This window comes from Acetomicrobium sp. S15 = DSM 107314 (genome assembly GCF_016125955.1).
GTDB lineage: Bacteria > Synergistota > Synergistia > Synergistales > Thermosynergistaceae > Thermosynergistes > Thermosynergistes pyruvativorans.
In genome coordinates this window covers 1-24,671 of the sequence record NZ_JADEVE010000073.1, presented here as the reverse complement: position 1 = coordinate 24,671, position 24,671 = coordinate 1, and the positions used below count along the sequence as shown (strand labels likewise).

20 protein-coding genes are annotated in these 24,671 nt (G+C 53.6%); 5 read left to right on the top strand and 15 right to left on the bottom strand.

Annotation, left to right across the window (positions count from 1 at the left end; genetic code table 11):
* Position 1: 1 nt before the first annotated feature.
* From rny to EZM41_RS01370, 11 genes are all read right to left on the bottom strand, one after another.
* The gene (gene rny / locus EZM41_RS01420; RefSeq protein ID WP_198468666.1) at positions 2–1,531 is read right to left on the bottom strand and encodes a ribonuclease Y; all 1,530 of its coding nucleotides are present in this window, start codon (positions 1,529–1,531) and stop codon (positions 2–4) included.
* A gap of 155 nt (positions 1,532–1,686) precedes the next feature.
* Entirely contained in the window at positions 1,687–3,759 is a 2,073-nt protein-coding gene (gene recG, locus EZM41_RS01415; protein ID WP_198468665.1) for an ATP-dependent DNA helicase RecG, read from the bottom strand.
* Complete coding sequence (locus EZM41_RS01410; RefSeq protein ID WP_198468663.1) at positions 3,756–4,214, bottom strand: DivIVA domain-containing protein; 459 nt, start codon at positions 4,212–4,214, stop codon at positions 3,756–3,758. Before EZM41_RS01410 ends, recG begins: the two co-directional genes overlap by 4 nt.
* Complete coding sequence (sepF, locus tag EZM41_RS01405) at positions 4,207–4,605, bottom strand: cell division protein SepF (protein WP_198468661.1); 399 nt, start codon at positions 4,603–4,605, stop codon at positions 4,207–4,209. Before sepF ends, EZM41_RS01410 begins: the two co-directional genes overlap by 8 nt.
* 8 nt (positions 4,606–4,613) lie before the next feature.
* Positions 4,614–5,327, bottom strand: coding sequence for a YggS family pyridoxal phosphate-dependent enzyme (locus EZM41_RS01400; RefSeq protein WP_232618917.1), 714 nt, complete (start codon positions 5,325–5,327; stop codon positions 4,614–4,616).
* Entirely contained in the window at positions 5,321–6,256 is a 936-nt protein-coding gene (locus EZM41_RS01395) for a hypothetical protein (protein ID WP_198468659.1), read from the bottom strand. The genes EZM41_RS01400 and EZM41_RS01395 overlap by 7 nt, the downstream gene beginning before the upstream one ends.
* 23 nt (positions 6,257–6,279) lie before the next feature.
* Positions 6,280–9,597 carry a ribonucleotide reductase N-terminal alpha domain-containing protein gene (locus tag EZM41_RS01390; protein WP_342449197.1) on the bottom strand — a complete coding sequence of 1,106 codons (3,318 nt, stop codon included), beginning with the start codon at positions 9,595–9,597 and terminating at the stop codon, positions 6,280–6,282.
* Positions 9,598–9,604: 7 nt separating this feature from the next.
* Positions 9,605–10,276 (bottom strand): HAD family hydrolase, encoded by a 672-nt coding sequence (locus EZM41_RS01385; RefSeq protein WP_198468655.1) that lies wholly within the window; start codon positions 10,274–10,276, stop codon positions 9,605–9,607.
* Entirely contained in the window at positions 10,277–11,278 is a 1,002-nt protein-coding gene (locus tag EZM41_RS01380; RefSeq protein ID WP_198468654.1) for a 2-hydroxyacid dehydrogenase, read from the bottom strand.
* Positions 11,279–11,287: 9 nt separating this feature from the next.
* On the bottom strand, positions 11,288–12,106 hold the full coding sequence (gene murI / locus EZM41_RS01375; RefSeq protein ID WP_198468652.1) for a glutamate racemase: 819 nt from the start codon (positions 12,104–12,106) through the stop codon (positions 11,288–11,290).
* Positions 12,107–12,234: 128 nt separating this feature from the next.
* On the bottom strand, positions 12,235–13,194 hold the full coding sequence (locus EZM41_RS01370) for a TAXI family TRAP transporter solute-binding subunit (RefSeq protein WP_198468650.1): 960 nt from the start codon (positions 13,192–13,194) through the stop codon (positions 12,235–12,237).
* Positions 13,195–13,558: 364 nt separating this feature from the next.
* Between EZM41_RS01370 and EZM41_RS01365 the strand changes: the two genes are divergently transcribed.
* The 4 genes from EZM41_RS01365 (at position 13,559) to EZM41_RS01350 (ending at position 19,852) form a co-directional block, all read left to right on the top strand.
* Complete coding sequence (locus EZM41_RS01365; protein ID WP_342449196.1) at positions 13,559–15,772, top strand: SLBB domain-containing protein; 2,214 nt, start codon at positions 13,559–13,561, stop codon at positions 15,770–15,772.
* A 54-nt stretch (positions 15,773–15,826) separates the two neighbouring features.
* On the top strand, positions 15,827–17,155 hold the full coding sequence (locus EZM41_RS01360) for a GumC family protein (RefSeq protein ID WP_198468648.1): 1,329 nt from the start codon (positions 15,827–15,829) through the stop codon (positions 17,153–17,155).
* 17 nt (positions 17,156–17,172) lie between these two features.
* Entirely contained in the window at positions 17,173–18,330 is a 1,158-nt protein-coding gene (locus EZM41_RS01355) for an NAD(P)/FAD-dependent oxidoreductase (protein WP_198468646.1), read from the top strand.
* Positions 18,331–18,433: 103 nt separating this feature from the next.
* On the top strand, positions 18,434–19,852 hold the full coding sequence (locus EZM41_RS01350; RefSeq protein ID WP_198468644.1) for an HD-GYP domain-containing protein: 1,419 nt from the start codon (positions 18,434–18,436) through the stop codon (positions 19,850–19,852).
* 57 nt (positions 19,853–19,909) lie between these two features.
* Here EZM41_RS01350 and EZM41_RS01345 read toward each other — a convergent pair whose 3' ends face one another.
* The 4 genes from EZM41_RS01345 to EZM41_RS01330 all read right to left on the bottom strand — a co-directional run bounded on the left by EZM41_RS01345 (position 19,910) and on the right by EZM41_RS01330 (position 23,431).
* Complete coding sequence (locus tag EZM41_RS01345) at positions 19,910–21,184, bottom strand: TRAP transporter large permease (protein WP_198468642.1); 1,275 nt, start codon at positions 21,182–21,184, stop codon at positions 19,910–19,912.
* Entirely contained in the window at positions 21,181–21,687 is a 507-nt protein-coding gene (locus EZM41_RS01340) for a TRAP transporter small permease (protein WP_198468640.1), read from the bottom strand. The genes EZM41_RS01345 and EZM41_RS01340 overlap by 4 nt, the downstream gene beginning before the upstream one ends.
* Before the next feature lie 3 nt (positions 21,688–21,690).
* The gene (locus tag EZM41_RS01335) at positions 21,691–22,728 is read right to left on the bottom strand and encodes a TRAP transporter substrate-binding protein (protein ID WP_342449195.1); all 1,038 of its coding nucleotides are present in this window, start codon (positions 22,726–22,728) and stop codon (positions 21,691–21,693) included.
* A gap of 196 nt (positions 22,729–22,924) precedes the next feature.
* On the bottom strand, positions 22,925–23,431 hold the full coding sequence (locus EZM41_RS01330) for a ferritin family protein (protein ID WP_198468638.1): 507 nt from the start codon (positions 23,429–23,431) through the stop codon (positions 22,925–22,927).
* Positions 23,432–23,611: 180 nt separating this feature from the next.
* On the opposite strand from EZM41_RS01330, the gene EZM41_RS01325 reads away from it, so the two are divergent.
* Complete coding sequence (locus EZM41_RS01325; RefSeq protein ID WP_342449194.1) at positions 23,612–24,463, top strand: VIT1/CCC1 transporter family protein; 852 nt, start codon at positions 23,612–23,614, stop codon at positions 24,461–24,463.
* Positions 24,464–24,671: the final 208 nt, after the last annotated feature.

Genomic DNA, 24,671 nt, shown 5'->3' with positions numbered 1-24,671 from the left:
GTCACTTGGCGTATTCCACGGCGCGCATCTCGCGAATCACCGTGATCTTTATCTGACCGGGATACTTCATCTCATTCTCCACCTTCTTGGCTATCTCGTAACACAATTTGTAAACCGCCCCGTCATCAGCCACCGTAGGGGAGACCATGACGCGCACCTCTCGTCCTGCCTGAATCGCAAAGGCCTTATCGACGCCCTTAAAAGTCTTCGCGATCTGTTCCAGCTTCTCCAGGCGCTTGATGTAGGCATCCAAGTCTTCCTTGCGGGCACCCGGACGAGAAGCGCTCACGGCGTCGGCCGCTGCGATGAGCACAGCGTAGATGCTCTGCGGCTCCACTTCCTCGTGATGAGAGGCGATGGCATTTACTATCTCATCCGATTCGCCATAGCGCTTGGCCAGGTCAGCGCCTATGAGGGCGTGAGATCCCTCTGTATTATGATCTATCGCCTTACCTATATCATGAAGCAAGCCTGCCCTTCTGGCCGTGCTTTCCTCCACTCCCAGTTCGGCCGCCATAAGGCCTGCAACCTTAGCCACCTCTAAGCTGTGCACCAGCGTATTCTGCCCGAAGCTCGCGCGAAAGCGTAATTGCCCAAGAACTTTTACCAGCTCGGGGTGCACACCCTTGACGTTGGCCTCGAGGAGCGCTTCCTCGCCCGCTTCGATGATCGTCTCTTCCACTTCATTGCTGACTTTTTCCACGATCTCTTCTATACGGGCCGGATGAATGCGCCCGTCCATTATCAGGCGCTCCAACGATATGCGCGCCACCTCGCGTCTGACTGGATCAAAACTGCTGAGCGTGACGGCTTCCGGCGTATCGTCCACTATTAAATCCACGCCGGTGAGCATCTCAAATGCCCTGATATTGCGACCTTCGCGACCTATGATCCTTCCCTTCATTTCGTCGGACGGCAAATTCACGACGCTCACCGTGGCTTCTGAAGTATGATCCACAGCGCACCGCTGAATGGCCGTAGCTATGATCTCTCGAGCCCTGCGTGCCGCCTCGCGTCGCACCTTCTCTTCGATTTCTTTGATGCGCAGGCCGATCTCGCTGGCAGCTTCCTCTTCGGCCCTGGCCAAAAGATGCTGCCTGGCTTCTTCGCAGGACATCTGAGCTATCTCTTGAAGGCGAGCCAATTCCTCCTCATGAAGGCGTTCTATTTCTCGCTTTTGTTTTTCTATCGCCGCCAGGCGGTTTCGCATCTCCTCATCTTTGCGGTTCAAGTTTTCGAGCCTCTTGTCGAGGCTCTCCTCTTTTTGCTCAATGCGTCGTTCCGCCCGCTGTAGTTCTGCTCTGCGATCCTTTATCTCGCGCTCAAGGTCTTGGCGTATCTGCAATGCCGCCTCCTTGGCCTCTGTAAGGATCTCCCGCTTTTTACGCTCTGCCTCCTTCTGAGCCTCCTGTAACAATTGCTCGGCCAGCTTCTTCGTTCCCTTGAGCCTCTTTTGTTCAATAATCTTGCATATGACAAAGCCAGCCGCAATGCCTATGCCTGTGCTACCTATAAGCAATACGATTTCCATGACGCAGTCACTCCCTATCCTATTGTCAAGGTTCATTCGAAATGCTATCTGGTAATAATAGTTGCTAATTATCACACGTTGCTCGCAAGAACACAAACCTCGCCTGTCATATATATTTTACAAATAATGACCGACTTTAACAACAATTTTATCACTCATCCCGTAAGGGCCAAGCTCAGGCCTTCTCCGAGACTTGCGAGCAACTTGGCCTTTAGGGAGGGAAATTCCTCGAGGTTCGGGTCCAGCGAGATGAGTTCGTTTGCATCTTCCCTTGCCATCTCCAAAAGCGAGGCATCGCGCAACAGGTCGGCCACTCGAAAGTCGGTGATGCCGTGCTGACGGGTGCCGCATATCTCGCCAGGTCCGCGCAATCGCAAATCGGATTCGGCTATGTCAAAACCGCTCTGCGTGGCGCACAAAACCTTGAGCCGCTCCACTCCCTCCGGCGTAGATGGCTCACCTAACAAAAAGCAGTAACTCTTATGGCTGCCACGGCCGACGCGCCCGCGTAACTGATGCAATTGAGACAGGCCAAACCTATGGGCGTCTTCTATCACCATTGTGGTGGCGTTAGGCACGTCTATGCCCACCTCTATGACAGACGTGGAGACCAATATGTCCAGTTTGCCTCCGACGAAGTCCTCGTAGACCTCGTCTTTGTCGCCGCTTTTCAGCTGGCCGTGCATGAGTCCAACCCTCAGATCGGCGAAGGTTTCTTTTAGGTTTTCATACCGTTCGAGGACGGATGTGACGTTTTGAGACTCGCTTTCCTCTATTACTGGGCAAACCCAATAGATCTGGCGTCCCGCCATTGCTTCAGTGCGGATGAAGTCATAAAGCTTTGCCAATTCCTTGCGGCGCACCCAGCGAGTGGTCACGTCTTTTCGCCCTGGAGGGAACTCGTCCAAGACCGACACCGAGAGATCCCCATAGACGGATATGGCCAGCGTGCGCGGTATTGGCGTGGCCGTCATGACCAATACATGAGGGTGAAGGCCTTTAGAGGTGAGCGTCTGCCTCTGAAGCACACCGAACCGGTGTTGTTCGTCTATTACCACGAGCCCGAGTTTAAAGAAGGTCACATCTTCCTGGATGAGGGCATGTGTTCCGATGACCACATCGACCTCACCCGAGGCTATGCCCTTCAGACGTGCCTCGCGCTCGGGTTGGCTGAATCCGCTCGTGAGCAGAGCGCAGCGGATGCCCATGCGACCCAATGTCTCTTTTACCCTAATATAATGCTGTCTGGCCAGCACCTCCGTCGGAGCCATGAGTGCTGCCTGATAACCGCTATCGACCGCGGAAAGCATGGAGGCTATGGCTATGAGCGTCTTGCCCGATCCCACATCCCCCTGAAGGAGGCGATTCATGGGAACATCCTTTTCTACATCAGAACCGATCTCGCCGAGGACGCGCTCCTGAGCGGAGGTCAAGGAGAATGGAAGGTTTTTCAAAAATGTCCTCTGCAGCGAACCGGACCAGAGGAGCCTCGGCGCTTTGTGATCTCTTTCATACCTCTTCCGTCTCATGGCGAGGCCGAGCTGAAGCAGAAAGAGCTCGTCATATGCGAGGCGGGTCCTGCTTTTCCTCCAGTGATCCTCACTTTCGGGGTAATGGATACCGCTCAATGCCTCCCTCAGCGGCAGGAGGTTTCTTTTGGCCAAAAGGCTCTGCGGTAAAGGGTCTTCTATAGAAGGGAGAAACTGTTCGAGGACTTCCCTCACCTTACGACGAAGCCACCGTTGGTTCAACCCTTCAGTGGAAGGATACACCGGCACTATCTTTCCCATCTCTTCGGGTGAGGCTTCTCCCTCTAAGATCTCAAACTCGGGATTTGCGATCTGAAGCCAACCGTAACGCACTTCCACTTTCCCATAAAACGCCACGCTACATCCGGGCTTGAGGAGTTTTTCAATCCCTTTTCTGTTGAACCATATAGCCTTGGCAAAACTGTTGCCGTCAGTGATTAGCGCAGTAACGATCTCTAAATTCCCTTTTTGTGCCCTTTTTCGCTCTACGCCGACCACCCTGGCCAAAACAGTAGCAAAGCCGCCTGCCATCGTGGAGCGCAGCGGCGTAAGGTGTCTTCTGTCTTCGTAACGTCTCGGGATGAGGAAGAGGAGGTCATCGACCCTGTTTACCCCCAATCGCGACAGCAACGCGGCCCTTTTGGGACCTACGCCTTTAATGTACCGCACGGGAGAAGAGAGGGCGAGAGCAGAGGTCAACTCCCCTCCCCCTCGTAATCGATGAGGTTCTGGTACCGGGTGAGGAGGGCTCGAAATTCAGCGACAAAGTCTTGCTTGGTTCGCTGAAGGCGGGACATCTCTTCTTTTATGACGTTTGAGTGGTCTTCCGCCTCTTTTAGAAGACGTTCGGCTTGGGCGCGCGCTTCGGCCACAATCGCTTCGGCCTGCTTTTCCGCGGCTCTCACTCTCTCATCGGCGCTCTTTTGGGCCATCAGGAGCGCTTCCTGAAGGGAATCCCTCATCCCTTTGTACTCTCGAATCTGTTCTTTGAGGCGTTCGAGCTCTCGCTCGAGCTCCACGCAACGTTCAGCATACGCCTGGAGCGAGTCGGCCACCCTGTCCAGGAACTCATCTACCTCTACGGGATCGTAACCGCGAAGCGCTCGCTTGAACGTCTGGTTTATCACATCCAAGGCCTTCAGCAGTTCAGTCACCGGCCTCCTCCTCTTCTTCCTCTTTTTCCTCCCACACTTCCAACAGGCCTTTCCGAGGCGCGGCCAAAAATATACCAGGCGACAGACGCATAACATGTCCCTTCATGGCGTAAGCCACGCCGCATACGAAATCGAGGGTGCTTTGTCCCAAGGAAGGGTCGGAGTGGCGCAAATCGAGGAAAATAATTTGGCCCCTGTGAAGCGCCTCGGCGAGTTCCTCCTTTTTCTCGGCGCACAGATCACCCTGGCAGATTATCACTTTCGCCTGGGGCGCCGGGCTTTGAAGGAGGCGAGTGCGCCGCTCCTCGATCTGATCGTAATCCGCTTCGTCTACCTCTTCTTCCTCTGGCGACGGGGCAAGCCCCAAGAGATAAAAAAGGCGTCTTATCATGATATTTCTCACCCCTCAAAGGGCCTTTTGAGGTCGAATATGGCGCGTCCTATCCGCACCATAGTGCTTCCCTCTTCCACGGCCATCTCGAAGTCGTCGCTCATACCCATGGAAAGCTCGCTTAAATTCAACTTAAGCGTCTCGTTTATTTTATCCCTCAACTCGCGCAAAAGCTCGAAAGCGCTGCGCACTTGCACCCGATCGTCCGTAAGCGGTCCTATGGTCATCAACCCGAGCAGGCTGAGATTTGAAAGCTCGGCGATAGCTTCCGCGGCATTTACTGCCTCTTCAGGCGGAAATCCGTATTTAGACCCTTCGCGCGAAGCGTTGACCTCGAGGAGGATCGGGAGGATCTTTCCCCTCCGAGCGGCCAGGCACGAAAGCACATACGCAAGGGGAATGCTGTCCACGCTTTGAATGATATCGAAGAGATCGAGCGCCTTTGAGGCCTTGTTCCGCTGCAAGTGCCCGACCATGTGCCACGGAACCGCCATAGACGCCGGCCAAAGGGCGCGCTTTTGCGCAGCCTCCTGAACGCGGTTTTCGCCTATCGCATCCACGCCGGCGCGCACAACTTCGATCATCTCCTCCACGCTTCGACCCTTTGAGACGGCCACGAGGCGAACCTCATGAGGCTTGCGCCCTGCTTTTTGCGCAGCCAAGGCTATGCGTTCGCGCACGGCGTTCACCCGATCTTTCATGTCTGCAACTAAACCTACCAAAGAAGGACTCGCCCCCCCTCTTTCGCCTTGTTGCCCTCCTCGATAACTATCTCTCCGGCCTTCAAGCCTTCCGTAACCACGAAGCGACCCGAGGAGACGGGCATCCCATGAACACTTCTAAAGGTCGTAACGCCGCTCTCGACGACCCAAACCCCTTGTCTTCCATTTCTCATCACGACGGAGCTTTCGGGAACCTCGACCCCGGAGCGCTCCCCCACAAAAACATAGAAGGAAAGTTTTCGGGACGTCAAGACGGATGGCGGGAAATAAGGGGAGAGGGAGAGATAGACTTTATACACTCCCACGAGCTCCTCACTGGCCAAAACCTCCGTTGAAAGCGGCAACCCCTCACGTCTCAGCTTGATGGACAGGCGTCCGGATTCAATGGTTCTCCGCACATCGGGAGTAGCCGCGATAAAGGCCACACAACGCAAGTTTTGCGGCATTGGTACGACCTTGCCTATGGGATCGCCGCGCTTGAGCGCGCGACCATTTTCAAACCAATTAAAAGCTGTCTTAATCTTCGGCGACCCGGAGCCAAGCCATATCTCGGAAAATCGCCACGCCCCCTCCGCACCATCCAACCCTGGCACAAAGTACCCAGCCCTGTGTGAGGCGAGACGAACGCGCTCTCTGCCGGCATCGATAACTGCCACCGTCTCTCCCTTGGAGACACGATGAGCTTCGCGAGGCCTTGAATAAATGATTTTACCCGCATACGGCGTCGCCAATATCTCTTCGTGCCACAAAAGCCACCCCTCAGAAAGAATTTCCTCTGCGTAAACAGTGGGAATCGCTGCCACGACTTTAGGGTTAACCTCTCGATAGTGAAACCACCATGCTATATAGGCAGATAGCGCAACGAGCATAACGAGCACCACTGCAAACAAATAAACCAAACCGAAGCCGCGTCTCTCTCTCATGGACAAACGAAGTGCGTCTTTTATTCACTTCAACTGCAGCGCGAGTAGTCGCAAACAGTGCATCGCTCACACCCTTCAGAATACACTACTGGAGCGCCACAGACAGGGCACATATCGCCGCTGCCCTTGACTTCTACGGATCTCCCCAAAGCCCTCTCGAGACCGCGCGCAATCGCATCCGGAAGGCTCAAAATGAGGTCATTGTCCTCCAAAAAGGGCGTGCCACCGCCTATGCCCTTGAGTTGTCTTATAATGTCATCGACGGGCACGCCACTCCTCAAGGCCAAAGAGATCAACCTGCCCAAAGCCTCTGTATGAGCCTGCGTATCTCTGCCCGACTTGCCGAGCGTAGCGAAGACCTCAAAAGGTTTGCCGTCGAGGAAGTTGACCGTGAGATAGAGTTTGCCGAAGCTCGTCCCGATCTTCGTCGTTTTGCCGGACAAAATCGCTGGCCTTTTCTTCGGCTTCACATATTCTCCGGTTTCAATCGTCTCTTCCGCTGCGGTTTTCTTCTTTTCGGCACGGGCGCCGACGTGGAGTACTTGGTCCTCCTTACACCCATCCCTGAAGATGGTAATACCCCTGCACCCGAGCTCATAAGCCAAAAAATAGGCCTTTTTCACATCGTCTACGGTGGCTTCGCGAGGCATGTTTATCGTCTTGCTCACAGCGTTGTCGGTGAATTCCTGAAAGGCAGCTTGCATCCTCACATGCCATTCAAATTGGATGTCATGAGCCACCACGAAGACCCTCTTGATCTCTTCTGGCAAATCGATTTCTTTCAAAGATCCCTTTTCCATGATGGCCTCGATCACTTTCGTGTCAGCGAGTCCGTTTTTGCGCAAGGCTTCCATCAAAATGTCATTTGTGTAAGTTAAGACGTCTGAACCCCCGAAGGCCTTACGGCGGTGCACCAAAGCGAAGACCGGTTCGATCCCGCTCGAACACTCAGCTATGAGCGAAATGGTGCCGGTGGGAGCGATCGTCGTCACGGTGGCATTCCTCATAGACAAACCTCTTTCTTCCCACCTGCTTCCCTTCCAATTGGGGAAAGGACCTCTCGATGCGGCGAGCTTAGAGCTCTCGTCGTGACCGGCCTTTTGAATGAACGACATCACCTTGCGCGCCAGATCAAGAGCCTCGTCGCTATCGTAGGGAATGCCAAGCTTGAAGAGCAGGTCTGCCCATCCCATTACACCGAGACCTATCTTCCGGTTGCCCAATGTGGCATCTTTTATCTGAGGGATGATAAAATTGTTGATCTCGATGACGTTGTCAAGGAAGCGCACGGCAAGTCTGGTCGTCGCAAGCAGCCTATCCCAATCGATGCTGCCCTTTTCATCTAACATATTTACAAGATTAATAGATCCCAAATTACAACTTTCGTATGGCAGAAGCGGTTGCTCGCCACAGTTGTGGACCACGACGCCGTTGGCATCGAAGGCGTTTGCGCCCGGCACCTGGACGTCATAGACGTCCTCCGTTCCCGCGCTTGAAATGGATTCTACAGTAGCCGTGAAGCGTTCGCTGTTGAGAGTCCTCCTGTAAGAGGACAAACACAAAGAGAGCTTCGTGCTCTTCGCGCTGTCGCAGAAACCGACCCGTTCGGCGAAGAGGCGCACGTTATCCCGGGAGATGACCAGTTCATGCTGCGGCCTGGTTTTATAGGAATCGGCTCCGTTTTTCCCATTGGGAAGGGATGTGATTTTCGAGGACCGCCTGTTTTTATAGATAACGCTAACAATGCCGAAACGGGCGAGCATCCTCTGCACGGCTTCAAGCTGTTCCACATCGCTTTGGGCTAAACGGATGGAGATGCCTTTTTCCTGTGAGCTTTGAATGGAACCGTCGGAGTCAAAGAAGCCCTGGAGGAAACCACGGGCAAACTGCGAGGAAGTCATGGTTTCCAGATGAGGCGTAACGGTCTTTTCGCCGGGCTTCATGCCCAATGAAAATGCGAGTTCCCGCAGCGCCGCGAGACTCACGCGATATTCGTCTCTTCCCGAAACCTTCCACCAGCCCCGGAAATCGCTCCTGTGGGGCATCGCTTCCGCAACCTCAAAAGCCCTCTCCATGATGCCATTTGTTTCGTCACCACAGGCTTTCCCGTAAGACCACACGGAAAGGACCGCTTCGTCCGACTTGAGCGTTCCGTCGCCCACCAGAAGCCCCATCAGGTAGCCTTCTTTTTCTCCGTAGAGGCCTTTCCAGCCGACAAGTTCCCTGTGATCGTGCAACATAATCTCGTCGCCGGGCTTGAGGTAGGAGACGACGGTCCATTCCTTTTGCAGGGTGTGTCGTGTCTTCTTTGTGACCCGTAAAACGGGGTGCTCCGCTGTGGCGCGGAAGGAGTAGCCTTCCTTCGTCCTGATAGACAACAATGGCCTGACTCCCGTCTTAAAGAAACCCGCCTCAGTGGTGTCGAAGGGTTTTCCGTCGACGATGAGGGTGGCCCTTTTGCCGATAAGGTCCTTGACGAGACGAGGGCCTGCATCGGTCATGACAAAGGTATCGGCCGGCACGCAGGGGTTGGTCGCGTCGATGCGGCCGAGGTGGGGCGTGGGATTCGTGGCCTCGAGTTTGTCGAGAAAGATCATGCCCGGATCGCCGCTCATCCACGCTGCCCCAGCTATTTCCTCAAAGAGATCTCTCGCCGAGATTTTAGAGATCTCGCTCCCGGTGCGGGGGTTAATCAACGCCAAGAGGTCTCCCTTTTTTATCGCCTCTATGAAGGTATCGGTGGCACCCACAGAGATGTTGAAGTTGGAAAGGCGACCCTCCTCAGACTTGGCCGAGATGAAGCGCTCGATGTCGGGGTGATTGCAGTTCAGGATGCCCATGTTGGCACCGCGCCTCATTCCGCCTTGTTTTACCACTTCAGTAGTATGGTCAAAAAGCTCCATAAAAGAAACCGGCCCTGACGCAACTCCCATAGTGCTCCTTACCACGTCGCCCGCAGGGCGCAGAGATGAAAAATTAAACCCGGTTCCTCCACCCGATTTGTGTATCAACGCCGTGTATTTGAGGGCGTCAAATATCTCCTCCATGCTGTCCCCCACTGGCAGTACGAAACACGCCGAAAGCTGACCCACACCGGTGCCGGCATTCATCAGAGTCGGAGAGTTGGGGAGGAAATCCAAGCGCGCCATCATCTCATAAAAGCTCGCTTCCCACCGTGCTGGATTCTCACTCCACTTCTCTTCTGCAGAGGCTACCGCCCGAGCGACGCGCCACAGCATCTCTTCGGGCGTCTCGCAAACTCTTCCTTGAGAGTCCTTGCGCAGATAACGGCGCTCCAATATGCGAATGGCATTATCCGTGAACGAAGGGCGCGGCAACTCGCTCAAACCCTCTTCACCCCCGATCCTGTTCCAATACATGCCCGCACGAGTCAAGCTTCAATATGCAAGGGAGCTCGCTCAAGTCGTTTATGACGCGCCAGGCTCCGGCCTTCAATAAGGCTTCGGCGTCGAAGGCGCCGGTGGTCACTCCGATGCCACGAATGTTGGCCCTCCTGGCAGTCTCCATGTCGATCTCGGAGTCCCCTACGAAGGCCACCTCTTCCGAGGTCAATCCCAGGCATCTTAAGCCCTCTTCCAATGCCTCCGGGTGGGGTTTGGGGTTATTCACGCGCTCAAGCCCGATAACTGCGACAAAATAACGGTCAAGCCCTGTGAGCGATACGACCTTGGAAGCAAAACGTCTGTTGGTGACCACTCCCAATTTCAAGCCGGCTGTCATCAGCTCCTCCAAGGTCGCGATGACCCCCGGCAACGGTTTTAAACACTTGGACTCCACATTCACGAACCGCTCCCTATAGATGTTCGCCCATTCAGATTCCATGCGCCCCCAAAGCTCAAACCAGGCCCGCTCGAGGGGAAGGCCTATGGTGCGCAATACCCTCCTCCGCGACACTCGCGGAAGACCCACGACCCTCGCCAACGCGTTCATAGCCCTGGTTATTCCCCAACTGCTGTCGACCAACGTCATGTCGAAATCAAACAGCACTCCCTTAGCAATGCACATTTACCCTGTCTCCGCAGACGAACGCTCTCGATCCCAGCCCCGGATGAGCTTCCCGCAATTCAGGCAAGACTTCAACGGTTCGCCGCGCTCTAAGCGATTGACGTTCTCCGCAATAAAGGCTGGGATCTTCTCTTGGGCGGCATCGTTTGTACCTCCCACATGAGGGGTTAAAGTCACGTTTTGCTTATTCAGGAAAGGATCGTCCGGCGAAACCGGTTCATCCCAAAAGACATCGAGGCCGGCCCCTGCTATCCACCCTTCGTCGAGGGCCTTTTCCAGCGCAGATCGCCGCACCAAGTCTGCCCTAGCCACGTTGATCAAAAAGGAATACCGCTCCATAGAAGACAGCACATCCTCGTCTATGATGCCCTCTGTCTCAGGCGTCAGAGACAGAGCGAGGATCACAAAATGACACCCCTTCACAGCCTCTTTCAGCTGGGTTAAGCGATAGAGGGATTCAAACCCGAACCCTTCGAGCTCGGGTCTCAGTGTGCGGTTCACCCCCACTACGGACATTCCCAGGCCGGACAAGCGCTCGGCTATCGCGAGGCCGACGCCACCGAGGCCGACGACGCAGGCCTTTTTGCCCCATAGCGTCATACCCCTTGGGGCGAAGGCGCGCCGCTTTTTGATGTTTTCGCAGCATCTGTAGTAGCGCTTGGCCAAGAGGAGCATGTGGAGGAGGGCTATTTCGGCTACGCCTTCGGCATTCCCAGTGCCTCTGGATGGAACGTTGCAGACCGGTAAACCCCTGCGGGTGCACGCTTCCACATCAATGGCCTCGGTGCCCACGCCCCACTGGTGAACCAGCTTGAGTTCAGGCGCGCGATCGAGGATCGAGTCATCGACCGGAATCGGCGGCCCCACCACCAGCACCTCGGCCCAGGAAAGCGCACCGTCGTCTTCCTTTACACTGGCCGCGCGGATGTCGTGGCCTTGAAATATCGGACAGAGGACGTCGAGCAACCTTTCAAAAGATCTGTCGGCAAAGAGCACCTTCATGAAACTTCGTTAGCTCCTTTCAAGCTCCGAAACGGGAACGTGCGTGACGTCCACTTCCCCGAGCCCTACGATCTGTTTCGCGAAATTTGCGAACGTCGAGGCATCGCCAGTCGTATAGAAGAGATATGTCGGCGACAGGTTACCTTCGTTGTGGCCGCCCCTTTCATCGAGCAAAGCCTTTGCCTCTTCGGCTGTCGCTATGGCCGGGTCTACCAACGTCACGCCCTCTCCCATGATCTTCTGCAGGTGCTTTGCCACAATAGGATAGTGAGTGCACCCCAACACCAATACGTCTACACCCTTTTCCTTCAATGGAGCGAGATACTCTTGGGCTGCCTCAATGAGCTCCCGCGAATCTTGCTTGCCGCCCTCTATCAAAGGAGTAAACTTGGGGCACGGCGAGCCGTAGACTTCCACATCGTGGCGCAGCTCTTTGATCTTTTTATGATAGGCTTCGCTCTTTATCGTATACGTAGTCCCTATCACGCCGATTTTCCCGTTCTTTGTGGCGCTGACGGCCATCCTGGCACCTGCGCTTATAACGCCGATTATGGGCAGATCGAATTCCTCTTTCAACGCATCCAATGCGGCTGCAGTGGCGGTGTTGCAGGCAATGATGATCATTTTGGCTCCCTTTTTAATAAGAAAGCGGGAGATCTGCTTGGAAAAATCGATAATGACCTCTCTCGGCCTTTCCCCGTAGGGAACCCTACCGTTATCGCCGAAATATACGATATTCTCTTTAGGCAGGACCTTCATAACCTGCCTCGCTACGGTCAAGCCTCCCAAACCTGAATCGAATATGCCGATTGAGCCTCCTTTGTCCATGTCGCAACCTCCTTAAAATGACGAGCTATTCTGCGGTTATCTCGCTCTTATTATAAGTCAGATGTAAAAAAATTGGGGGGAGATTTAACAACCTCCCCCCAACAGTTTAGACGTCGATGGCAGGTTTGTTACTCCTTCCAGATGCCCGCCTCTTTGTAATATTTGATGGCCCCTGGATGGAAGGGGACGGTTATGGCTTCGGTCGCCCTCTCGAGCGTAGTATCGTTGGCCTTATAGTGAGCCTGCCTTATTTCGTTCAGGTTCTCAAAGAGCCCCTTAGTGACATTATAAACGACGTCTTCGGGCAGATCTTCCCTCACCACGAGGATGGCCTGGACGGCCACAGTTTCTACATCTTCAGTCTGCCCCTGATATGTGCCGGCCTTTATCACTTCTTTGGCAAAGAAGGGATATTTCTTCATCAGTTCTTCGCGTTTTTCGCCCTTAATTTCGATAAACTTTATCTTTATGAGCGAGCAGATGTCCTGAATAGCGGAGTTGGGCGCGCCGGTCGTAAACTGGAAGGCATCTATCATCCTATCCTTGAAATGGTCAGCCGTTTCTGCATAAGAGAGAAAAAATGGTTGAATATCTTTGTAGGTAACGCCATAGACCTCAAAAATTTGCCTTGCGTTGGCTTCGTTGCCGCTGCCAGGAGCGCCGACAGAGATCTTGCGCCCCTTGAAGTCCGCTATGGAGTTGATGGGACTATCGGCATAGGTCACCACCTGGATATGTTCAGGGTAAAGGCGAGCTATGGCACGGAAGTTCTTTATAGGCTTCTTGAAGAACTCTGTGCCGTTCCAGGCATAATCTGCTATGTCGTTCTGAACTAACGCCAGGTCCACGTCGCCTGCGGCGAGGAGGTTCATGTTCTCCACAGAGGCGCCTGTGGCCTGAGCGGTGATATTAACCACGCCCGTTTTCTGGCTTATTATCTGCCCTATGGCACCGCCCAAAGGATAGTATGTACCTGCTGTCCCGCCGGTAGCCAGCGTGAGCTGCACCACATCCGCGGCAGAAGCCGCGCTGAACCCCAAAAGCAAGATCGCACTCAAAACTCCCACAACTTTCAAATATTTGCCCATTTCTATCCCTCCTCCCTAAGATATGGTACTGATTTAGCTTTTACATTTTATCCCATGCCACAGATACGGTCAACTCAAAAAGCGGCCAGTCTCGAGCAGCAAGGCGGAGGTGACGAGGGAAAGATGTGACACAAAACCTGAGGCACGACTCCAAAGCCTGTGCCGCTTACATGATTTTGTAACGGCAGCATCGGAATTACGCTTGACTTGCCATTGGCGAATGCGGAATAATAGGTGGCATTAGGATGCGTGTTCTTGTGTTTATGATGCCGTTTGATTATGTTTAATCGTGTCTTCTTTGTCTTAAAGGATAGTGAATTTGAGCACCGACGCAAAGTCTTTATGTGGCGAGGGAGGAATAGGTGTGAAGAAGTCTTTTCAGTTTCGTATGTTAGTCGTCATCATTTTGCTATCTTTTTTAAGTCAAACTGCATTGGCTCAAACAGGACCATCGCAGGCTCCTGGCGGTTCTGGGGCTTCAGGCGCAGGGGCTGCTCCCGAAGCCCCCGCTGGCGGTGCTCCTGGAGAAGGGGCCTACCCTGGCTTTGAAATCCCAGCTGGCCAGGAAGGTGGACCATCTGAAGGGGTTTCGGACGTTGAAATAGGGCCTGAGGATATCTTCCCCACCCAATTGGGCGAGGAAGAGACGCCTCCCGAAATAGCACCTCCGCCTACAGAAGAGGAGGAGGCCAAGACTGGCGCACTCCCGGAGAGAGCTGGTCGCTTAGGCCGGTTTGGCTACGATTTGTTCAGGAGGCCTCCGTCCACGTTCGCCCCGATAGATCAGATACCGGTAGGGCCTGACTACGTCATGGGCCCTGGCGATGAAGTACGCATAACCATTTGGGGGATGGTGGAAGGGCAATGGAGTATCGTCATCGACCGAGATGGAAATTTGCGCTTGCCACGCGCCGGCGTCATCGGCGCCGCTGGCCTTACATTTGCTCAACTTCAAGATGCTATAGAAAAAGCCTACAGTCGTTACTACACAAACTTCGAGATCAACGTCACAATGGGGCGTCTACGCTCTATCACCGTATATGTGGTGGGCGAGGCGCGGCGTCCGGGGACTTACTCTATCTCTTCCCTTTCCACGCTGATCAATGCCTTGGTAGCGTCTGGCGGGCCGTCATATACTGGCACGCTGCGTGATATCCAGGTGAAGAGAGGAGATAAAACCATCACGCATTTCGACCTCTACGACTTTCTCCTCAAGGGAGATAAGACCAAGGATGTACGCCTTATGCCTGAAGATGTCATCTTTATCCCCAGGGTTGGTACAGTGGTGGGGATCTCGGGCAACGTATTACGCCCTGCTTATTATGAGGTCGCTCCCAACACCAGGCTACACGACCTCATCGAATTGGCAGGAGGTCTCACCAGTACCGCTTTCCAAGGGCGGGTGCAAATCGTGAGAGTAGAAAACAAAATGTACCGCACCGCCTTTGAGGGCGATTTGATAAACTTAGAAAGGGAACCGCTTAAAAATTATGTCCTACAAGATGGAGATTTTGTTAGGGTATATACGGTACCGTTGCTACGGCAAGTGGTGCGCGTGTCAGGTGCTGTGGCAAAGCCCGGCGAGTTTGCCATAACGCCCAATGTGACTAGGGTAAGCGATATATTGGGGCGAGCCGGTGGATTGCTCTACATAGCCTCCAATCAGGCGGAATTGACAAGGGTACGCGTCACCCAGGAAGGCCCGATCACCGAGCGGATTCTCATAAATCTAGAAAAGGCGCTTCAGAAAGATCCGTCTCATGACATCGTTCTTCAGGCCAACGACTACCTCTTCGTCAGGACCGTGCCAGAGTGGGCTTTATACCGCACTGTAACCGTGACGGGTGAGGTGAAATATCCCGGCACATACACCGTCCGAAAGGGAGAGACATTGTCTTCCCTTATTGAGCGGGCCGGCGGTTACACAGACAAGGCCTACCTAAAAGGGGCTATTTTCTTAAGAGAAAGTGTAAGACAAGAACAGCAGAAGAGCATCGACGAGATGGTCGATCGCCTTGAAAAGGAGCTTTACAGCGTAAGCACAACCGCTGCAGCCACCTCTTTTACCGCGGAAGAATCCCAGATTGTCGAAAGGGGGACCCAGCAAAAAAGGAGGCTCTTAGATACGCTCCGTAAGACCAAGGCTACGGGGCGCGTGGTCGTGCGCCTTGAGGACCCGCCTGAGCTTTTAAAGCGCACGCCCTTCGACATAGAGCTTGAGGAGGGCGACCGCCTTCACATCCCCAAAAAACCTCAGACCGTGCAGGTCGTTGGCTCGGTGTTGAATGAGACCTCCTTTGTGTTTGAACCTTACCGTTACCACAGTTACTACATCCAGAAGGCGGGCGGTTACGGCGTAAATGCTGACAGAGGGCGCGTGTATCTCCTAAGGGCCGACGGCAGCGCCGTCCGAGTGGGCAACCTGAAAAAGCCGCCGCATTTGGAAGAGGGTGACACGGTGGTAGTGCCTGAAAAAATTCAAGTCACAAGCCGTATGCGCGATACCGCACACATTATAGACATGGTGTACAAGGTCGCCATAAGCGCCGCTGTCGTCGTGGACGCCCTTGACGATTAAAGCAATTATACTACTTGATTATATGTGTAATAGAGGGGATAAGAGGTGAATTGATTGGCTGAAGAACATCATCCCAACTCAACAAATGACGACGCCGCTTCAGGAGGGGCTGGTCACGAGGTCGCTGTGGGAGCGGCCTCCAAGACACGGCCGACGCATACGGCCGACGCATACGCTCCGCCATATGCATATGAATATGAAGAAGATGAAATCGACCTGCTCGACTTGGTTCTGGTGCTGGCTAAACATAAGCGCCTGATACTCTTGCTCACGCTGGGTGTGGCGTTTGTAACCGGCGTCATAAGCCTCATCATGACTCCTATATACAGAGCCGAGACGCGCCTCGTCCCGCCCCTTTCTAAGGCAGGCATTTCTGCCAGCATTGTAAATATTCCTGATTTTGCAAGGGGCGCCATGGGAATGGCACCTACACCTAGCAACATGATGGTAGGGATAATAAATAGCCGGACCATCATGGATACATTGATCGATAAATTTGATCTCCTTTCTTACTACGAGGTCGAAAAACGCCAGGAAGCAAGGGACACACTATCAAACGCCCTTTCGGCCCAAGTGGACTCTAAAACGGGCCTTATAACTGTCTCCGTTGAAGACAAAGATCCCAAGCTTGCCGCAACAATAGCAAACGCCGCCGTGGAGGAACTGCAGCGTCTCATGCAGGACTTAGCCATAACAGTTGCTGCACAGCAGCGCCTGTTTTTAGAGGGACAACTCAAGGAGATTCAACTTTCTTTAATTCAGGCCGAGGAAGACCTAAAAAGATATCAGGAGGAAACCGGTATCCTGAGCGCTCCTGCTCAAGCCTCGAGCCTTATGAGCGCCATAGCAAATCTCCAAGCAGAGATCCGTTCACGGGAGATACGCCTTACAGCCCTTCGAAGTTTTGCTACTACTCAAAACCCAGAGATTCAACGACTTCAAGCAGAGTTAGAAGGACTCAGAAGCCAATTAAAAAAGCTTGAAACTCAAGCAGAAAATAGCAAGGAAAACTTGAGCGCGATATCTCTGAAAGAGCTTCCCCAGGCGAGCATCGAGTACCTGCGAAAGTTACGAGACGTGTCTTTCTATGAAACGCTCAACAGAATGATATTGAATCAGTATGAACAAGCTAAAATGGCTGAAGCTCAAGAGGCGATGGTGGTTCAAGTCGTGGACCCTGCCGTGCCGCCGGAGCTCAAATACAAGCCCAAGCGCAGGCTCATGGTGGCTATAGCCGGGGTATTGGGACTATTCCTCTCGATCTTTTTGGCCTTCTTCCTCGAATTTCTCCACAATGCATCCAACGACCCCGAGCGCGCCGCAAAAATGGCTCAACTTAAAAGTTACCTGCGCTTCCGAAAATCCAGCGCTAAGCCAACTTAGCGAAGGGGGATGGCGCCTTGATCTACGACGTAATCGTTGTAGGCGGTGGGCCGGTCGGCTGTTTTGCGGCTCGGTTCCTCGCTGAGAAGGGTTTTCGCACCCTCGTAGTCGAAGAGCACGAAAAAATTGGCTTGCCAGCTCGCTGCACCGGCCTAATAGGCGATGAAGCTTTCAGGCGTTTCCGTCTGCCGGAGGAGGCCGTGGAGCGCTCGATAACTTCCCTCTGTGTCTTTGGCCCTCTCGGAACGAGCACTCGCTATGCGGCCGACCGCGTATTGGCCCGCGTCGTAAATCGGCCGCACTTCGACGCCCTCTTGGCCGATTCTGCGCGCAGGTGCGGCGCACAAATTAAAACAGGTTCTAAAGTGTCTGCCATTTCCGCTTCCTCTAATGACTGCACAATAACTATGCAAGGGGGGAAGGTTTTTCGCAGTAGGAGCGTGATTATAGCCAGCGGTGGAAGATCAAACCTGACGACAAAGCTGGGCCTTGGGCGCTTAAAACGCTTCATCTGGGGCGCTCAGGCCGATGTTTCCTTTGCCGACGCAGAAGAGGTAGAGGTCTATATAGGTAGGGTCATATCTCCGGGCTCATTCGCCTGGGTTGTGCCGGCATCACCCGGACGCGCCCGCGTGGGACTTCTATCTTACGACCGCCCAAGGGAGCGCTTTTTCTCATTTCTGGAGGACTCTCGCATAAGACCGCGCCTGAGGGGGGCGCCCACGCCCGTTATAGCCTCCATACCGATGGGCTCCTTGCCAAGAACCGTTTCCAACGGGGTCATTGTGGTGGGAGAGGCCGCCGGGCAGGTAAAGACCACCACGGGGGGAGGCGTTTACTTCGGCCTGCTTTGCGCGAGTATAGCGGTAGACGTATTAACCAAAGCCTTGGAAGAGAACGACGTGAGCTCCGAGAGGCTCTCCGCTTACGACGAAAGGTGGCGAGCGTTGCTTTCGAAAGAAATCGAAGCCGGGCTGCGCCTGCGCCAGTTCGCCCGCTATTTGAGCGACGAGGCTATCGCCTCTCTGATGAACCTCGTCTTCAACGATGAGGTTGCGGAGCGGTCGGCGCCGTTTTTCAGCTTCGACTGGCATGCCCAGATCATCTCTCGCCTCGCGAAGGAAATGCCGAAAAGGCTCCTGGCCCGCGGAATAAAAGCCCTATCCGCGTCTTAAAAATCAAAGAACAACTGCTGCCGTTTGGAAGTCGAATCCGGCAAGATAACCGTCGCAACGCTGACATGCAAATAAATCCCCTACGGGTTGGGAGAGATGGCGTTTGAAAGAGAAGGTTCGAGCATACCCTTCGGACACCGCAATTTCCCCGTTGAGACTGGTTTTTCAATTTATTCAGCTACTCGAGAGATTAGTGCCAGCTTTAGACGATCACCATATGAGAGTGGCCGTCCTCTCCTGGGCGGTGGCCACAAACATGGGGCTTGGAAGCCTAGCCGTCAAGGTCCTCGTGCGTGCAAGCCTCGTCCACGATTTGGGCATGTTCCTGTCCAATCCGTGGTGGGATGATGAACCACATGAAGATCACGAAGACGAAGCCGCAATCGACTACTGGGAAAGCATCTCCGCGCTGGAGGGACTGCAGGAGGAGCTGTCACAGCGAGGGGGCATTCCGCGTCATGCAAGAACTGGTTACGACCTGATAAGGCGATTGCCGACTTTAGAGAAACTCGCTCCGCTCATCCTGCTTCATCATCATCCTTACAGGATCTTGAAAGACCTGGATCTGGAAGAGGAGAAAAAAGCTGCTGCGGCCATCATGAACGCCTGTGACCGCTTAGCGGGAGCGTTTCTACTCAAAGAGGACGGCCCATTGTCGAGAAAGCGTATCCTAAAGATGCTCGCTTCCCTCGCCGCGAGCGGCGAGTTGGACCCTAATACCGTCTCCGTGCTCCAGAAGCTCCTCGAAAAGAGGGATCACCTCTGGTCAAGCATGGCATACCCCAACTGGTGGCAAAGAGAGCTCCTTTCCATCGCCGACGAGGTAGTCTTTCTATCGCTGGATGAGTTGTCTCACTTCATGGAGACGTTGTCACAAGTAATAGACGCCAAAAGTCCCTTCACCAAAAAACATACCCTTCACGTAGTACAGACGGCCGTTTTCCTGGGAAAAGAGATGGGGCTTACCGAACGGGAAATAAAAACACTGCGCCTCGCAGCCTTCATGCACGACCTGGGAAAGATCGCCACGCCCAACGCGATACTGCACAAGGCCCATTCTCTAACGCCGGAGGAATGGACATTGATGCGCCAACATGTCTATCTCTCTTATCTGTTATTTAAAGACTTCGACAAATTAAACGACGTCGCCTTCGTAGCTGCCACGCACCACGAGAGATTGGATGGCAGCGGCTACCCTTGGGGGGTGAGCGGCGATCAGCTGACGCTCCTGTCACTCATCCTCCAAGTGGCAGATATATACGCTGCTATGAGGGAAGACCGCCCTTACCGTAAGGGATTTCCCCACGAAAAGGCGACCGAAAGCCTGAAAAAAAGCGCATCAGAGGGGAAAATTTCAGGCACGGCGGTAGAAGCTCTTGTGCGCTCGAAAGCATTGCAGGGTCTTTCGTTCGACCTGGAAACTATCCCTCTCAAAACATACTGTGACGTTTCCCCTGAACAGATGGCCATCTCTGAGCTTGAGCATCCTGCAAACGCCAAAGGCCCCGATAGCGATCCCTGACTCGGATTACCACCTACCGCGTCGAGTCTGTTAACGAAGCCCTGCTGTCCTTCACCCCTAAAAGCCCAGTAGCTTCGGGAGCCACATCGATATCGGTTCTATATACGTTACGACGAGCAGAACCGCGATTTCCGCCCCTATAAATTTCATGGCATTTTTGGATATGACCTCGAGCGACAGCCCTGTTATGCCACAGCTGACGAAGAGACACACGCCTACCGGCGGGGTAGCCATGCCTATAGCCAAGTTTAAAACCATGACGAAACCAAAGTGCAGCGGATCTACGCCCAATCTATGCGCTATGGGCGCAAGTATCGGGGCAAGCAGGATAATAGCTGCTCCCGATTCCATAAACATGCCCACGATGAGAAGAAAAACGTTCACAAGCAAGAGAAACAAGACTGGATTATCTGTTATAGAGAGAAAAACGTTCGCCAGGCGCAGAGGTATCATGTTGGCTGCTATGACCCAAGCAAAGACGTTGGCCGTTGATATGATGAACAATACAGTAGCCGTCGTTATGCCGCTATCGAGCAAGATGCGGGGCAAGTCACGCCACTTTATCTCGCGGAAGACGAACTTGCCGACAAAAAAGGAATAGACCACAGCCACGGCAGCGGCCTCCGTGGGCGTAAAAATCCCTCCCAATATGCCGCCCAAGATTATGAGCGGAGCGAGGAGCGCCCAAAAAGACCCATAAAGGCTCTTGAGCATCCTACCAAAGGAGAAGTGCCCTTCCTTCGGGTAGTTTCTTTTTAGCGATTCCCTGTAAACGATGAGCATCAGGGCGAGGCCGAGCATTACCCCTGGGATGAAGCCGGCGGCAAAAAGGCCCCCTACGGACACCCCGACCGATACGCCGTATATGACCATGATGATGCTGGGCGGAATTATGGGACCTATCGTCGCCGCTGATGCCGTCAGGGCTGCCGAAAAGGGACGATCGTATCCGGCTTTCTCCATGGCGGGTATCATTATGGAACCTATGGCCGACGCATCCGCCACGGATGAGCCGCTTATGCCAGCCATGAACATGTTGGCCACCACGTTGGCGTGGCCCAACCCGCCCCTGATATGGCCCACAAGGCTGTTGGCGAAATTGATCAATCGGATCGTAGTGCCCCCTCTATTCATGAGGTCGCCGGCCAATATGAAAAACGGCACCGCCATGAGAGGAAATGAGTCTATCCCCGTAAACATGCGCTGCGCCACCACCTCTAAGGGAATGCCCATGAAGATGAGCGTTGTAAACCCCGTGGCGCCCAAGACGACGGCAAGCGGTACGCCAAATACGAGCGTCACGACGAAGGAGATTAGAATGACCCACGTCATTGATCTTCACACTCCGTGTTCAAGTCGGCCGCGCGGGAGGCTTCCCCGTCATTCCTCCCGCGCCCGAGCAGCAAGACCTGGAGGAGCATATAAAAGCACCCTATCGGCACCGCTATATAAGGAAATATCATGGGGAGGCCGATGGCTGGCGATATCTGCATCCTCAGGCTCAACGTAAATTTTGCGCCGTAATATATCATGGCACAGAAGAAAGCCGCCATGATATATCTGGCCAAGGTATCCGCTATAATGCGCAGGCGCCGCGGGAGGAGGTCAAGGACCATGGTCACTCCTATATGCCTCCCCCTCCCCATGGCTAACCCCGCTCCCATGAACGTCACCCACACCATCATATAGCGCGCCACTTCTTCCGTCCAAGTGAGCGGAGAGTGTATCACAAAACGAAAAAACACCGCCACAAAGGTGATGACGCTCATGATCCCCATGAGCGAGATCACGCAGATGGTCGCAAACCTGTCCAAAGAACGGAGGAGCCTGTCCAAAACCTACTTCACCCTCGAAGCAAGGTTTTCTTCAGCTTCCTCGACGGCCTTCATGATCTTTTCCACCCACTCCTCTCCCGCTTGCTCCTTAACATAGGGAAGCACTGCGGATTGCGAAAGATCCCTGAAGGCTCGCATTTCTTCAGGTGTGGGGACATAAACCTCCATACCGTTGGCCTTCAAATTCTCAAGCCCCGTCTGAATCTGCCTCTGCGTCAGAGCTCGCTGGGTGATATTGTAGAACTGCGCTCCCTCATACATGATCTGCCTGAGCTCTGGAGAGAGCTTTTTCCACAGGCCGTCATTTATGAAAAGGATCAACGGATTATAGAGGTGGCCGTCGAGCACTACGTGCTTCTGCACCTCATAGAACTTCATGTTATTTATGAGCGTGATAGGACACTCCGCCCCGTCGACGACCCCTTGCTGGAGGGCCATATACAGCTCCCCAAAGGCTATGGGAGTCGGGGACGCCCCCAAGGCTTCGACGAGCTTCATGTGGGCGGGGTTTTCCATAGTGCGCAGCTTCAACCCCTTCATGTCATCGGGGGAATGGATGGCCTTCTTCCCGGTGAAGAAGTGACGATAGCCGTTCTCGCTCACCGCCAGGCTTCGCACACCCGTTTGGACCCTCATGGCTTCCATCAGTTCATCCCCGAAGGGCCCGTCCAAAACTTGCCAAGCCACATACTCGCTGGGGAAGAGATAAGGGATGTCGAAAACCATGATAGGTTTGAAAAGCGTCGGAATCGGACCAGTGGTGATCGTTCCGAGCTCTATCGTCCCCATCTTCAGTCCTTCCAAGATTTCCTTCTCGCTGCCGAGCTGCGAGGCGTGAAAGGCATCGATCTTTATCCTGCCCTGGGATTTCGTTTCGACATAATTTTTGAATACATCGACGGCTATGACCGTCCTGTCCGACGACTCCGCAGGCCCCGCGTTGGCCAGCTTCATCTTGAAGCTCTCAGCCTCTGCCACGCCGACCAACATCATTACTCCTATAAGCATGATGCCCATCATCATACAAATAGCCCTCTTCACCCGACCTCACTCCCTTTAAACATGATGTCGAACTGTCAATCCGCCTTCTCTTCGAAAAACATTATATAGACACAGAACCTGCTTCACAAGATGGGAGCGGTCCCGCCCAAAAGCCTGCCGAAAACGCATTCGCCCTGTTACAAGAACCATTTTATTTGAGGGCGAACGAATAACACTTAACAAGACAATTTTTCTGTTATCCTTCGCCCAACATCCTGGAGATGCTTTCCCTCTCGATCATCTCCCTGAGCTCGCTGTAGCGCTTAAGGATCGTTTTTGCGTGATCGCGTTCCATATCGGCTAAGCCTTCAAACAACTCGACCAACTTGCCGTCGACGCGCTCCGCCAACCTATCATAAAAAGCTGCGGCTGACGTCTCCGAAACGTAGGCGACCGATAAAGCTACGAGATTTTTTTCGCCGCCCCCAAACCAATCCGCCCGTACCTTTAGTGCTGGATCGACGACCACTTCAGGATCAGGCACGAACTTCTGCCCAAAGGACCTCTCGTACAGCTCTTTGAGCTGGTTAGCATGGCCCTCTTCCCACTCAGCCAACTTCTCAAGCTCGGTTTTGAGCAAAGCCTCCTCGGTAGTGACAGGAGAAACAGAATTTGCCCAATTTCTGTAAAACTCCTCGGCCTGGATCTCGGCGTGGATGGCATATGCCAGAGAACCTTTGAGCTCCATGCTTTCGGCGCGCATTCGTCTCCCTCCCTCTTTTTTAACACAAGTCGTTATGCCATATGGCCACGGATTCCTCACAAAGACCATGCGTTGCTTTGCCTCTTATGTGCTGCTAAAAATTATGTTAACATATAAAAACAAAAGCAAAATGTCTCGCGAAGGAATGGCGGTGACGTTAACTTGCAGGATTACACGACAGTGAAAGAAGAAATCCTCGCGCTGCAACGGAATGAGATCACAGAGTATCACGTCTACTCCGCCTTGGCGCGGCGGACGAAGGGCAGAAATGCCGATGTATTGCAAAGGATCGCCGAGGACGAAAGGCGCCATGCCCAACGATGGAGTCTTTATACTGAACAGGATGTGTCGCCCGACAGAGCAAAGGTCTTCCTTTATCTCCTCGCCGCCACCGTCTTCGGCATAACGTTCGCCACCAACCTGATGGAACAGGGAGAGAGGAAGGCCGAGTCGGCTTATGAAAGGCTAGCTAAGTTCATCCCCGAAGCCAAGGAGATACAAAAGGAAGAAGAAGAGCACGAAAGGGAGTTGCTTTCGATCATCGACGAGGAACGTCTCCGCTACATATCGTCGATGGTCCTCGGCCTGAACGACGCACTCGTTGAACTCAGCGGTACGCTCGCTGGTTTAACGTTTGCACTGGCCAAGAGCAATGTAGTAGGTCTGGCTGGACTAATAACGGGCATAGCCGCCTCGCTTTCGATGTCGGCCTCGGAGTACCTCTCCAAGAAATCGGACCCATCGGCTCAACATCCGCTCAAAGCCGCCCTTTACACGGGAATAGCCTATGTGTTCACCGTCTGCTTCTTAATCATGCCCTATTTCCTGCTGGACAACCCGTATATGGCGCTCGTCTGGTGCCTGGGCAACGGCGCCCTGGTGATCTTGATTTTTACGTTCTTCGTCTCTGTAGTGAGAGAAAAAGCCTTTAAGCCCGCTTTCTTAGAGATGATCGGTATAGCTTTCGGCGTAGCTGGCGTTTCGTTCCTCATAGGACTTTTGGCTAAGAAACTCTTAAACGTAGACATCTAAAACACACGATAAGCGATACGTTATGTGTCTAACGTATCGCTTATCGTGTTCTGTAGTCTTTCACGCATCACGATTTTTAACGTTTCTTACGCATCACATATCACGTACTTCTTTTCGGTCAATCCTTCGGCACCAACCCTCTTTGCTCCTGGGCGACTATCCTGTAGGAGGCCAAGGCCTTGTCGAGCTCCCGCAGAACTCGCAGCTG

Bases quoted from the DNA above. Each gene is read 5' to 3' on its own strand.
- rny (WP_198468666.1), bottom strand. From the start codon at position 1,531: ATGGAAATCGTATTGCTTATAGGTAGCACAGGCATAGGCATTGCGGCT.
- sepF (WP_198468661.1), bottom strand. From the start codon at position 4,605: ATGATAAGACGCCTTTTTTATCTCTTGGGGCTTGCCCCGTCGCCAGAG.
- EZM41_RS01385 (WP_198468655.1), bottom strand. From the start codon at position 10,276: ATGTGCATTGCTAAGGGAGTGCTGTTTGATTTCGACATGACGTTGGTC.
- EZM41_RS01380 (WP_198468654.1), bottom strand. From the start codon at position 11,278: ATGAAGGTGCTCTTTGCCGACAGATCTTTTGAAAGGTTGCTCGACGTC.
- murI (WP_198468652.1), bottom strand. From the start codon at position 12,106: ATGGACAAAGGAGGCTCAATCGGCATATTCGATTCAGGTTTGGGAGGC.
- EZM41_RS01370 (WP_198468650.1), bottom strand. From the start codon at position 13,194: ATGGGCAAATATTTGAAAGTTGTGGGAGTTTTGAGTGCGATCTTGCTT.
- EZM41_RS01345 (WP_198468642.1), bottom strand. From the start codon at position 21,184: ATGACGTGGGTCATTCTAATCTCCTTCGTCGTGACGCTCGTATTTGGC.
- EZM41_RS01330 (WP_198468638.1), bottom strand. From the start codon at position 23,431: ATGCGCGCCGAAAGCATGGAGCTCAAAGGTTCTCTGGCATATGCCATC.